Annotated in this window: 12 protein-coding genes; 2 read left to right on the top strand and 10 right to left on the bottom strand. The window is 42.6% G+C overall.

The window, feature by feature from the left end; genetic code table 11:
• The first annotated feature begins 34 nt into the window (after positions 1–34).
• Positions 35–580 (top strand): DUF1307 domain-containing protein, encoded by a 546-nt coding sequence (locus LXO72_RS06645; RefSeq protein WP_233331883.1) that lies wholly within the window; start codon positions 35–37, stop codon positions 578–580.
• A gap of 108 nt (positions 581–688) precedes the next feature.
• Complete coding sequence (locus LXO72_RS06650; RefSeq protein WP_233331884.1) at positions 689–1,156, top strand: hypothetical protein; 468 nt, start codon at positions 689–691, stop codon at positions 1,154–1,156.
• Positions 1,157–1,366: 210 nt separating this feature from the next.
• On the opposite strand, the gene LXO72_RS06655 is transcribed toward LXO72_RS06650, so the two are convergent.
• The 10 genes from LXO72_RS06655 to LXO72_RS06700 form a co-directional block, all read right to left on the bottom strand.
• Positions 1,367–3,217, bottom strand: a complete 1,851-nt coding sequence (locus LXO72_RS06655; RefSeq protein ID WP_233331885.1) for a proline--tRNA ligase — start codon at positions 3,215–3,217, stop codon at positions 1,367–1,369.
• Between the two features lie 17 nt (positions 3,218–3,234).
• Complete coding sequence (gene rseP, locus LXO72_RS06660; RefSeq protein ID WP_154853857.1) at positions 3,235–4,494, bottom strand: RIP metalloprotease RseP; 1,260 nt, start codon at positions 4,492–4,494, stop codon at positions 3,235–3,237.
• 41 nt (positions 4,495–4,535) lie between these two features.
• Positions 4,536–5,339: a phosphatidate cytidylyltransferase gene (locus tag LXO72_RS06665; protein ID WP_233331886.1), complete on the bottom strand. Its 804-nt coding sequence runs from the start codon at positions 5,337–5,339 to the stop codon at positions 4,536–4,538.
• An 11-nt stretch (positions 5,340–5,350) separates the two neighbouring features.
• On the bottom strand, positions 5,351–6,100 hold the full coding sequence (locus LXO72_RS06670) for an isoprenyl transferase (protein WP_233331887.1): 750 nt from the start codon (positions 6,098–6,100) through the stop codon (positions 5,351–5,353).
• Positions 6,101–6,232: 132 nt separating this feature from the next.
• Positions 6,233–6,562 carry a preprotein translocase subunit YajC gene (yajC, locus tag LXO72_RS06675; RefSeq protein ID WP_006595033.1) on the bottom strand — a complete coding sequence of 110 codons (330 nt, stop codon included), beginning with the start codon at positions 6,560–6,562 and terminating at the stop codon, positions 6,233–6,235.
• A gap of 187 nt (positions 6,563–6,749) precedes the next feature.
• Complete coding sequence (locus tag LXO72_RS06680) at positions 6,750–6,995, bottom strand: hypothetical protein (protein ID WP_023022151.1); 246 nt, start codon at positions 6,993–6,995, stop codon at positions 6,750–6,752.
• 291 nt (positions 6,996–7,286) lie between these two features.
• Complete coding sequence (locus tag LXO72_RS06685) at positions 7,287–9,392, bottom strand: AAA family ATPase (RefSeq protein WP_233331888.1); 2,106 nt, start codon at positions 9,390–9,392, stop codon at positions 7,287–7,289.
• A 358-nt stretch (positions 9,393–9,750) separates the two neighbouring features.
• Positions 9,751–10,515: an amino acid ABC transporter ATP-binding protein gene (locus LXO72_RS06690; protein WP_154858909.1), complete on the bottom strand. Its 765-nt coding sequence runs from the start codon at positions 10,513–10,515 to the stop codon at positions 9,751–9,753.
• Between the two features lie 19 nt (positions 10,516–10,534).
• Complete coding sequence (locus tag LXO72_RS06695) at positions 10,535–11,221, bottom strand: amino acid ABC transporter permease (RefSeq protein ID WP_233331889.1); 687 nt, start codon at positions 11,219–11,221, stop codon at positions 10,535–10,537.
• A 3-nt stretch (positions 11,222–11,224) separates the two neighbouring features.
• A complete protein-coding gene (locus LXO72_RS06700) occupies positions 11,225–11,917 on the bottom strand; it encodes an amino acid ABC transporter permease (RefSeq protein WP_233331890.1) in 693 nt (230 codons plus the stop codon).
• Positions 11,918–11,953 lie beyond the last annotated feature (36 nt).

The raw sequence follows: 11,953 nt of genomic DNA on the forward strand, positions 1-11,953 counted from the left end.
TAGAACAGAATATTTATTAAAAGGAGCCTTCACTGTGAAGAAAATTTTACTAGCCAGTGCCTGTCTGCTGACCCTGACTGCCTGTAGCACGCCTAGTCAGAATCAGCTAGAAAACAAACTCAAGCAAACTCAGAGTCAACAGAAAGCCAAAGAAGAAAAGGTGAAGACGAAAACTTTTTCAAGGGCAGTAAGTGCTGATGTCGTCACTAAAATCAAAGTCTACTATCTAAAAGATAAGGTGACTGCCTTTTCTTTCATTCACGAAAAAGAGATCCCTGAAGAGGAACAAGATAAAAGCCGCGAAGAGTTAGCTGACTATTATCAAGAAGACATGGAAAGCAGTCCCTATTTTGAAGCGATGAACAAAGCCAAAGGGATTGAGTTAAACGTTCGAATTTCTGCAGATAAAAAAACGGTTCGGCAATTTGTCACATTTGATTTGGCCAAGATGGATGTAGATGAAGCGGCGGCAGCTTTGGGCGTGACAGACCAAAAAGGGAGCCTCTTTGAAAAACTAAAAGATAAACCAGAAGACTTTTTTGAAGCTATCGAAGAGCAAGGTTTGACAGAAGAAGAATAAAGCTTTCTAATTCATTTTTGAACGTATACCTATTCGCAAATTTTCGTCTTTTTTTTAATCTGAGTTCCTTACTCTAGTTCTATTCACTATAAATTTAAAGGAGTTATTATGCGCCTCACTAAAAAAACAGTTCTGATTGGTATCGCTTCTCTTGTCGTTTTAGGCCTATGTCTATGGGGAGGAAGTTTGTATCTCACTAGGCAAAACGCCCTGAAACGATTCGATGAAAATTTCATTCACTATCAAGCAAAAAGTGATGACCATCAAACTTTTATTGCACAAGACATCAACAGAAAAGAAGTCTATAATTTATCCTATTCTCCTACTAAAGAAACTGTTGCCATAACAAAAACAATTAAAAAAGGGGATATCTATTCTTCTGATTACCTTTACGGACCAACGACAGTCTATGATATCAAACAAACCGCTGATCACTATACCATCATCACTTCAGGACATCCCATCCTCGTCGACTTTGGAACGACTTCAGTCAAGGTAACTTATAACAAAGACAGTTTTGAAATCCCCTACTCTGAGTTGTCTTTTGGAGAGTCTTTCCCTAGTGAAGAGAACTAGATCGCTACTTCTCTAGATTACTAGTCTTGAACACTGAACTAACCAAGCTATTCGCTATGGTTAGTTTTTTTGCAAAAAATTGTTTTTAACCTATTCAGCTCGAGGGTAAAGTCTTCCGAATAGCAATAATCCTCTTAGCGCTTCGGAAAGTCAGGGTTTTAGCTACTTCTTCAGAAAAAGAAAACTGCCAGGTAAAACTGGCAGTTTAGCTTATTTATTTAAAATTGACAGGGTTTCAAGCAGGTTGTCTGCATGCACTTCAATCGTGTCGCCTGAAGCTTTGATTTTCACCTCTACGACACCGTCAGCTGCTTTCTTCCCAACAGTGATGCGGATTGGCAAGCCAATCAAGTCACTATCACTAAATTTAACACCGGCACGTTCGTTACGATCGTCAACCAAGACTTCGTAGCCAGCCTTGACCAATTGGTCTTCGATCTTGCTAGTCAATTCGAGAGAGGCTTCGTCTTTGACATTGACTGGAATCAAATGCACATCAAACGGTGCTAATTCTTTAGGGAAGTTGATCCCCCAAGCGTAACGGTACTCACCTTTTGGAGTTTTGTTAACAAAGAGACGAGCGTGTTGCTCCATAACGGCTGAAAGGAGACGACTCACACCGATACCGTAGCATCCCATGATGATTGGGACTGCACGACCATTTTCATCCAAGACATCTGCTCCCATACTTGCTGAGTAGCGAGTTCCTAGTTTGAAAATATGACCAATCTCGATCCCACGTGCAAAGCTGAGCACACCTTGTCCATCTGGAGAGATTTCCCCCTCACGAACTTCACGGATATCGACATACTCGGCAGTGAAGTCACGACCTGGGTTCACACCTGTCAAGTGGTAACCATCTTGGTTGGCACCAACAACAGCATTGCGGCTATCTTGGACCTTGCGATCAGCAATGATTTTAACATTTTCTGGAAGATTGACTGGGCCAAGTGAACCAAAGTCCGCTCCCAATAATTCTTTCACTTCCGCCTCAGTTGCAGGTTCCAAGAAGTCTGCTCCAAGGTGGTTTTTCAATTTAACTTCGTTGAGTTGGTCATTGCCAACGAGTAGGGCCACAACTGGCTCCTCGTCTGCGATATAAACCAAGGTCTTGATGGTTTGCTCTTCAGAGATATTCAAGAAGGCTGCGACTTCATCAATCGATTTAACACCTGGTGTTTCCACACGAGCCACTTCTTCTTCAGTCACAACACGGTTGCTTGGTTTGTAGGCGTTTGTCGCCATTTCCAAGTTGGCTGCATAGCTTGACTCACTTGAGTAAGCAATCGTATCTTCACCCGAAACCATCCATTTGAGCAATTCTGCCTTGATTTCTTCTTGCACTTCTGTAGGAATCTCGTCAAATGATGCTACTGACTTGTCTAACACCACCCAACGGTCAAGGTCTGTACGAGCAGGTGTGATGGCCATAAACTCTTGACTATCCTTACCGCCCATGGCTCCACCGTCACCGATGATGGCTTTGAAGTCCAAGCCACTACGAGTAAAGATACGCTCGTAAGCTGCCTTGTACTCATCATAGGTCACATCCAAGCTATCGTAGTTGGCGTGGAAGCTGTAACCGTCTTTCATGATGAACTCACGGGTCCGAAGAAGTCCATTACGTGGACGTTTTTCATCACGATACTTAGGCTGGATTTGGTAGAGATTCAGTGGCAATTGCTTGTAAGACTTGACAGAATCACGGACAATAGCTGTGAAAGTTTCTTCGTGAGTTGGACCCAAGATAAAGTCTGACTTCTCACGATTTTTCAATTTGTACAAGTCTTCCCCGTAAGTTTCATAACGGCCAGATTCACGCCAAAGGTCAGCACTGAGAAGGGCTGGAGCCAACATTTCAACAGCGCCAATCTTGTCAAATTCCTGGCGCATGATCTTCTTAGCTTTTTCAATCACACGATTTGCAAGTGGCAGATATGAATAAACACCTGCTGATACTTGACGAACATAACCAGCACGGAGCATCAAAGCGTGGCTGATGACCTGCGCATCGCTTGGCATTTCGCGAAGTGTTGGAATAAGCATTTTACTTTGTTTCATTCAGATTCATTCCTTTTCTATTTCAAAAATAATTTCATTATATCGTTCCAAGTCACGGCAATCATCAAGATAACCATGACCGCCACTCCAGCAAGGGTCAAGTAGGTTTCTACCTCCTGCTTCAGCGGTTTTCTTCGGACAAGCTCAATCAGATTGATCAAGATTTTCCCACCATCCAAGGCCGGAATGGGGATCAAGTTAAAGATTCCGATATTAATAGACAGCATGGCCATCAAGGATAGGATGGCTGGAAGTCCTAGCTCCGCAGCTTGTGAACTAGCTTTGTAGATCGCTACCGGACCACCCAACTTGTTCAAACTAAAGTGGAAGATGATATCCTTTAAGGCCGTCAAAATACGAGTTGCGGTGTACCAAGTATCTGTCACACCTGAGAGAAGCTTATCTAAGAAGCCTGTCTTGACAGCATTGGTCACACCGATGTAATAGCGTCCACCATCTTCTTCTGGTTGAACCGTCACTTTTTGAGTTTTCCCATCTCGTTCATAGGTAATCGTTACTTCTGGATTTTTTCCTTGGTTACGGGTCGCCTTCTGGACAGAATCGGTCAACTCATCCCAATTGGAAACCTTGTATTCATTGATCTGAACGATCTGGTCATTGTCTTTCAAACCGGCCTTAGCCACCACTCCTTGAGGAACGACCTGAACATGGTTGCTATAGTAGTCCACTGCACCTCCCCGCATAAAGGCGAGAAGAGAGTACACAACAATACTTAAGATAAAGTTGTTCATCGGACCAGCAAAGTTGGTAATCAGGCGTCCCCAAATACTAGCGTTTTGATACTGCACATCCAGAGGGGCAATCCGTACTTCTGTCCCATCTTCCTCAACGATGGTCGCATCATGGTGGACAGGATAGGTTTTGGTCTCTTCGATGACGATTCCTGTAATCTGAAGTTTATTCTCAAAATCAAAATCTGTGACATTCATGGGGAGAGCTGTCTGGTCGATATTTTTTCCAGAAAGGTTGATCCGAACAACAGTTCCCTCAGGGTTCAAAGTCAGACTGACAGGCGTTCCTGTCTTAATCTCTGTCGTATCTTCGCCCCATCCTGCCATTCGAACATAGCCTCCCAGCGGAAGGATTCGAATGGTATAGGCTGTTCCGTCCTTGCCCACATGCGCAAAAATCTTTGGCCCCATCCCAATCGCAAACTCACGGACCAAGATGCCTGATTTCTTTGCAAAATAGAAATGGCCGAACTCATGCACCAGAACAATGACGCCAAAAATGATAATAAAGGCAATAAATTGCATACACGCTCCTTCGTTTTATCTGATGATTATACGATTATTGTTTAAAATAGACCAAAGAATAGCATCAGTGGGAAAACAAAAATCAAGCTATCAAATCGATCCAAGACACCACCGTGACCAGGGATAAAACGGCCAGAGTCTTTCACTCCAAAATGGCGCTTGATGGCACTTTCGACGAGATCACCAAACTGAGCTGCTATACTGAAAAGAATGGTAAAGAGAATCATGGTTACCCAACCGTAAGATCCCGCAACAGTACGATCTAGGATCATAAAGATCATCGTCACGACGACAGCACAAGCGATCCCGCCTAGACTTCCTTCAACAGTCTTATTTGGCGATACTCTTGGCAAGAGCTTTTTCTTACCGAACTGGCTCCCAATGAAATAGGCCCCTGAATCCGTCGCCCAAACAATAAAGAGGGCCAAAAGAATCTTATCTACACCTGCTAAACGCGCTTGGATCAAGGCATGGAAGCCAAAGCCAACATAAAAACTTGAAGCAATCGGATAGACAACCTCGTCATAGGTATAGCCTTGTGCCAAGACAGTCGTCCCCATCAATAATAAGACCAACAGGCCATAGGCGATAAAATTGCCACCTGCTGGCAAGAAGGGAAGGTAACTCTCTAAGGGTAGCGCCAATACAAGAGCTGCTAGCATGGTCAAGGCCCCTTCGATGGTTTCAGTCTGCAGGCCTTTCATCTTCAACAATTCATGAACACCCAACATAGCGATGAGTCCCACTACAATCTGGAACACAAGGCCTCCCATAAGGACAACTGGGATAAAGAATGCTAGGGCGATTCCTCCAAAAATCACTCGCTTCTGTAAATCTTTTCTCATCTATTTCTCTCCTATACACCACCAAAACGTCGATGACGATGGCTGTATTCTTCTATTGCATCATGCAAGGCCTTTTCTCCAAAGTCAGGCCACATCACATCGGTAAAGTAAAGCTCACTGTAAGCTGCTTGCCAAGGCAAAAAGTTGCTCAAGCGAAGCTCGCCACTGGTCCGAATAATCAGGTCAGGATCTCGCAAGTCACTTGGTAGACTACTGGTATACAAATAATTGGCAATGGTCTCTTCTGAAATGTCACCCGGATTTAAGTGCGCATCGAGAACTTCCTGGGCGATTTGTTTGACTGCTTGGGTCAGTTCCGCCCGTCCTCCATAGTTCAAGGCAAAATTCAAAATCAATCCTGTATTGGAGTGGGTTAACGCCTCTGCCTTTTCCAGAGCCTCTAAGGTTTCCTTCGGAAGACGAGAAACCTCACCAATCATCTGGATCTTCACATTATTTCTATGAAGTTCTGGAACAAAGCGATCGTAAAATTCAACTGGAAGATTCATGATAAAGCTCACTTCCTGTTGAGGACGCGTCCAGTTTTCAGTTGAGAAAGCATAGACCGTTAGGGCTTGCACTCCCATCTCCTTGGCTGCGATGGTTACTTCTTGCAAAGCCTCCATGCCGGCTTTGTGGCCAAAGACACGAGGTTGCATCCGTTTTTTGGCCCAACGACCGTTCCCATCCATGATGATTCCAATGTGCTTGGGCACTTCTAGGGGAACGCTTAATTTTTCTTTCTTTTTAAAACGAAACATGTTTTTCTACCTATTTCACTGTTTTTATCGCTTCATTATATCATAAATCCGCTTAAAATGGCAGTCTAGCCCCTTTTCTAGGGGGCATCTAGCTAAAAATGAAAAAAGCGACCGTTTGATCGCTCTTTCTTATTATTCACCGTCGATGATAGAATCTGAGTCACCAGCGCCTTCAACTGCACCAGCTGTCACTCCTTCTGAAACTGGCAAAACTGTTTTAATAGCTGTCAATTCAAATGTGAGGTATACGCCATCCACATCCAAGACAACGGTTTTACGTTCAGTGTCTACTTCATCAACTGTTCCATACAAACCACCGATGGTAATCACTTCATACCCTTTTTGAAGCTTATTCAAACTTTCCATCCGTTTTTGGTATTGTTTCTTTTGGCTACGGCTCATGAAGAACATCATTCCGACCATTAGCGCAAGCATAAATAGCAAGGTTGTACCACTTTGCATACCGTTTCTCCTTTTTAAATCATATATGCTCTACTATAGCAAATTTTATAGGTATTTTCAATACGAACCCTTGATTTTCAAAAAAATAAGTCCTTAGATGGAGGTGTCCAGCCACTATCCGATCCGGATAGCTTTTCTAGTGCTTTCTTTTTTAGAAAAAGAAAAAACCATAAAAAATAGGTTTTTGTTAATCGATTGTGATTCCATATTTTTCATGATTTTTATCATACCATTCAATCAACAACATGGCTGTTTGATAGGTAATGTTTTTAATTTTACTGGTTCCTTTTGTCAAGGTAGCTAGACTCATCTTACTAATATCTGTCTCAGTTGCTACTCTATAACTTGTCACCTTTCCATCCACCATCAATTGAACGACAGCTTCAACTTTCTTATAATCTTTTGTCGAATAAATATCAATTGGATTTTTCATAAAATCATCCTATCCCCTTAAATTTAGTCTTTTATATATTATATAATTTATTTGTTCATTTATATGAAAATCTTGCTTACAGACGCTTTCTAAGGCATTTTCACGCTGTATTTAGCATCAATTCATGAAAAAACATACCTATTTTTTATCATTTTTCACTTTCTGGGAAAAAAAACGATAAAACTATACCTTATATATTTTTCTTTTATCGATATCAAAAAGGCTAAGAATTTCTTCTTAGCCTTCTTTTTCAAACTGATTTTCTACCGTTTATGGTGCTAGATGTCCTAGTTATTCTTCTGAGTTTGTATTCTCTTTAATGACCAATTCTCCATCTTCCATATCCGCTAACAAATGTTTAGCCTCAAGGTGATCCAAGTGGAAGTCGGTCACTTTGTCACGGATTTGTTGTTCAACCACCCGACGGAGTGGACGTACACCCATGACTTCATCATAGCCTTCTTCTGTCATGTATTCTTTGGCAGCATCGCTCACTGTCAAGTCGATGTCTTTCTTCGCAAGAGTTTTGTTCACTTCTACTAACATCAAGTCAACAATCTTAGAAAGGTCTTCCTTGCTCAAGTGTGAGAATTCGATCACTGCATTAAAGCGGTTCAAGAATTCTGGACGGAAGAATGGTTTCAAACGATCCAAGAGTTCTGGTTTGTCCGCATCTTCTGTCAAGTTGGCTTCGTAACCAAAGCCAGCATTTGAAGTAGCAATAATTACGGTATTCTTGAAGTTAACAGTGTTTCCTTGACCGTCTGTCAAACGACCATCATCCAATACTTGAAGGAGAAGGGTAATCACTTGAGGATCCGCCTTTTCAATCTCATCAAGAAGGACGATTGAGTATGGATTGCGACGGACACGTTCTGTCAAGGTATTGTTGTTGTCATCGTAACCAACATAACCGGCAGTTGTACCGATCAATTTAGACACGGCTGTACGGTCGCTGTATTCTGACATGTCCAAACGGATGATGGCATCTTTAGTACCAAACATATCAAGGGCCAATTGTTTAGCCAACTCAGTCTTACCGACACCAGTAGGACCTACGAAGAGGAAGCTACCAATCGGACGGTTTCCTTCGTCAAAGCCTGCACGGTTCCTACGGATCGCTTTGGCAACGGCTTCAACAGCCTTGTCTTGACCGATAACCTTGGTTTGCAAACGGTGACCCATATCTTTCAAGCGTTCGATATCGGTTGCCCCCATTTGTGATACTGGAATACCAGTCATTCGTTCTACAGACTCTGCCACATCATTGACAGTTGCAGTCACCTTGTGATCTTCTGTATGGTTGGCAATTTGTTTTTCCAGTTCTTCGATCCGAATTTTTGCATTTAATGCTGCTTCGTAATCTTCTTTTGCAGCTGCAGCTTCTTGTTTCGCTTTTTCTTCTTCAATTTCATGTTCCACAGCATGGACATCTGTCACTGGGTGTTGCGCTGCCAAGTGAGCAGCTGTCACATCGACCAAGTCAATGGCCTTATCAGGCAAGCTACGTTGTGGAATGTATTGAACAGAGTAATCAACTGCTGCTTTCAAGACTTCATCAGGCAAGACCACATTGTGGTGTTGTTGATACAATTCACGGATTCCTTGGAGGATCTTGAAAGTATCTTCAGCAGATGGAGCATTGACTTTGACTTCGTTGAAACGACGTGCAAGGGCAGCGTTCTTCAAGATGGTGTTGCGGTATTCGTCTTGAGTGGTTGCCCCAATCACGGTCAATTCCCCACGTGAAAGAGCTGGTTTCAAGATATCCGCAAGACCTTTAGATCCTTGACCATCCCCTGTGCTACCAGCACCAAGGATTTGGTGAATTTCGTCAAAGAAGAGGATAATGTTTCCAGCTTCTTTAACTTCGTTGACCAAGTTTTGAATATTTTCTTCGAAGCTACCACGGTATTGTGTACCAGCTTCTAGACCGGAAATATCAATGGAGATGATTTCTTTGTTCTTGATAGCCGCTGGGACATCCCCATTCACGATAGCTTGGGCCAATCCTTCTACAACGGCTGTCTTACCAACACCTGCATCCCCGACAAGAACAGGATTGTTCTTAGTACGGCGAGAAAGAATTTCAGAAGTTTCTTGAATTTCTTTATTACGACCAATAACTGGATCTAGCTTACCTTCACGAGCTTCTTCGGTCAAGTTACGACCAAGTTTTGCAAGGATCCCATCTTGTTTCATTCCTTTACCTTGATGGTGTTGCACTTGCTCGCTTCCTTCATTTGGAAGTTGACCAGTTTGACGGTAAATAGCGAATTCTTCAGGTGTCACTTCCCGACCGTTGATCATGTAGCGACGGCTTTCAGAACGAAAACCACCCATATTTCCCATTAGTTGATTGAAAAGATCATCCATATTGTTAAAGTTGTTATTCATATTGTTTACCTCTAATTTACATAATTTTAATTTGTTCTTGAAAATGAGTAGCTGATTTAGCTACTTTAAATTTGTTTACATAATTTTATTTTGCTTTTAAATGAATAGCCTCAAAGGCTAGGATCTTGTATTTCTTCTTTTATCAATTAGTTTTCTATATTTTGGAAATAGCATCTCACCATCTCCTTTCCACTATTGATCCTGTAAACTCTTGAGATTTTTCCAACCTCTTTTTGTTTACATAAATTATTATAATCCAGGACGATTTTTTTGTCAACACTTTTTACATAATTTTTTATATTTTTTTAAAAAATTTTTTCCAAGCTAAAAAACACACCCTTACTAGGTGTGTCTCTTATTAAATCATGTATTCGACACTGTAGGTGGCGTCGGATAGAATCCGTGAAAGGAATTGTTTGGTTCGTTCTTCTTTTGGACTGTTGAAGAATTCATGCGGTTCATTTTCTTCGATGATGTGTCCACCATCCATAAAGATGACATGGTTGGCCACATCACGCGCGAAGCCCATCTCATGGGTTACGACAACCATGGTCACTCCTTCTTGAGCCAATTGCTTCATGACATCTAAGACGTCACCGACCAACTCTGGGTCTAACGCCGAAGTCGGCTCGTCAAGCAAGATCACGTCTGGTCTCACTGCGATGGCACGCGCAATTCCGATCCGCTGCTGCTGGCCCCCTGACAATTGAGAAGGATAGTAATCTTTATAAGCAAGGAGACCAACTTTTTCAAGCGCTGATTCTGCCCGTTGGATGGCTTCTTCTTTTGGAATCTTCCGAGCTACAACCAGGCCTTCTAAGATATTTTCAAGCGCTGTTTTGTTGGCAAAGAGATTGTAATGCTGGAAAACAAAGGCTGTCTTTTGGCGGATTTCTAGAATCTCTTTTTTGCTGAGTTTTGAGAGGTCATACTCTTTTCCACCCAAAGTCAAACGGCCTGTATCCGCCTTTTCCAAGTGATTGAGGCAGCGAAGGAAGGTTGTTTTTCCTGATCCAGATGGCCCCAAAATAACGACCACATCCCCTTGGTTGACCTTGAGATTAACATCTACCAGGACCTGGTGGTCCTTAAATTTTTTCGATACGTGTTCTACTTCTAACATCTTCTTATTTCTCCTTCTTCTATGCAATCGTCAGGCGTTTTTCTAAGCAATTGAATCCCCATTGAATCACCCCACAAATGACAATATAAAGAATAAAAATCACTAGATAGGATTCAAAATATTGATAGCCATAAGAGGCTTCGACCTTGGCAATGGCAGTGATATCCTTGATGGTCATGACAAAGACAAGGGAGGTTCCTTTGACCAAGTTGATAACCAGGTTACACAGATTGGGCAGGGCCGCACGCAGGGCTTGGGGAAAAACAATGCGGATATAGGCTTGGCGGTTGGTCAAACCGATGGCTTGCGCTGCTTCTAGCTGGCCCTTATCCACCGTCAGAATGGCTGACCGGAGAATTTCAGCCAGACTCCCTGTTGTCATCAAGCTAAAGATGATAAAGGCATAGTAAATGGGATTGATCTCAAAGACATTAAAGTGACTGCCTATGCTCTTAAAAAAGCTATTTAAGAGGCTGGGAAAGAGACTATAAAAGAAGAGAATCAAAAGAATCGGAGGCGTCGCGCGAATAAAGGCTAAGTAAACCACTGAGAAACTGCGAACCCCTTTGACCTTATAAATCTGGCCGAGTGCCAAAAAGAGGGCTGGAAAAAAACTCAAGAGAATCGACACGACCATGATCAGAAGGGTCACTGGAACACCACCCAAGGTGGCTAGAAATGTTTTACTAATAAAATTGAAATCCATAAGCTACCTTTCTGTTACACTGAGTCGTTTTTCAAGCAATTGAGCAGAGAAAGAAATCACAAGGGCAATCACCCAGTAAATCACCGCAACAGCTGTATAAGTCTCGAGAGAATAATTCCCAAGATTGCGGCTGATCAAGTTGTTTCCTGCTCCCATGATATCGATAAAGCCAATGGTATAGGCCAAAGCGGCATCGCGCATGAGGTTCAAGATGGCAGTTGTCATATTTGGAAGAGCCACGCGAAAGGCTTGTGGAAGGACAATCCGCAAAATGGTCTGAGCTGGCGTCAAGCCGATACTCAAGCCCGCTTCCATCTGACCTTTTGGAATGGCCAAATAGGCTGCCTTGAAGACCTCAGAAATCATCGCGGCAAAGAGAAGAAACATGGCAATCAGGACAAAGACAAACTTGGACCAGTGGTCAATGTCGATGCCCAACCACCAGTTCAAAAATTGGGGCAGTCCATAAAAGACCAAAAAGAGCAAGACAATCGGAGGGGTACAACGCAAGGTAAAGACATAGCCTTTTGCCAGACCTGCTCCTACCTTATCTTCTGATACTTGTGCCCAGGTCAAAACCAAGCCAAATGCCGAACCGAGAAGCGTCGTTAGCACCATCAAAGCTAGGGTCGCTGGCAGGGCTTGGACCAAGGTTGGAAGAAATGACCAGACCTTGGAAATGTCGTATGAGACCATGTTTCTTTTCCTTTCTGTATCTGTATAGAAATAAGG

Source organism: Streptococcus sp. XMC, from assembly GCF_021341835.1.
Classification (GTDB): domain Bacteria; phylum Bacillota; class Bacilli; order Lactobacillales; family Streptococcaceae; genus Streptococcus.

Bases quoted from the DNA above. Each gene is read 5' to 3' on its own strand.
- LXO72_RS06665 (WP_233331886.1), bottom strand. From the start codon at position 5,339: ATGAGAAAAGATTTACAGAAGCGAGTGATTTTTGGAGGAATCGCCCTA.
- rseP (WP_154853857.1), bottom strand. From the start codon at position 4,494: ATGCAATTTATTGCCTTTATTATCATTTTTGGCGTCATTGTTCTGGTG.
- LXO72_RS06650 (WP_233331884.1), top strand. From the start codon at position 689: ATGCGCCTCACTAAAAAAACAGTTCTGATTGGTATCGCTTCTCTTGTC.
- LXO72_RS06655 (WP_233331885.1), bottom strand. From the start codon at position 3,217: ATGAAACAAAGTAAAATGCTTATTCCAACACTTCGCGAAATGCCAAGC.
- LXO72_RS06690 (WP_154858909.1), bottom strand. From the start codon at position 10,515: ATGTTAGAAGTAGAACACGTATCGAAAAAATTTAAGGACCACCAGGTC.
- LXO72_RS06695 (WP_233331889.1), bottom strand. From the start codon at position 11,221: ATGGATTTCAATTTTATTAGTAAAACATTTCTAGCCACCTTGGGTGGT.
- yajC (WP_006595033.1), bottom strand. From the start codon at position 6,562: ATGCAAAGTGGTACAACCTTGCTATTTATGCTTGCGCTAATGGTCGGA.
- LXO72_RS06670 (WP_233331887.1), bottom strand. From the start codon at position 6,100: ATGTTTCGTTTTAAAAAGAAAGAAAAATTAAGCGTTCCCCTAGAAGTG.
- LXO72_RS06700 (WP_233331890.1), bottom strand. From the start codon at position 11,917: ATGGTCTCATACGACATTTCCAAGGTCTGGTCATTTCTTCCAACCTTG.
- LXO72_RS06680 (WP_023022151.1), bottom strand. From the start codon at position 6,995: ATGAAAAATCCAATTGATATTTATTCGACAAAAGATTATAAGAAAGTT.
- LXO72_RS06685 (WP_233331888.1), bottom strand. From the start codon at position 9,392: ATGAATAACAACTTTAACAATATGGATGATCTTTTCAATCAACTAATG.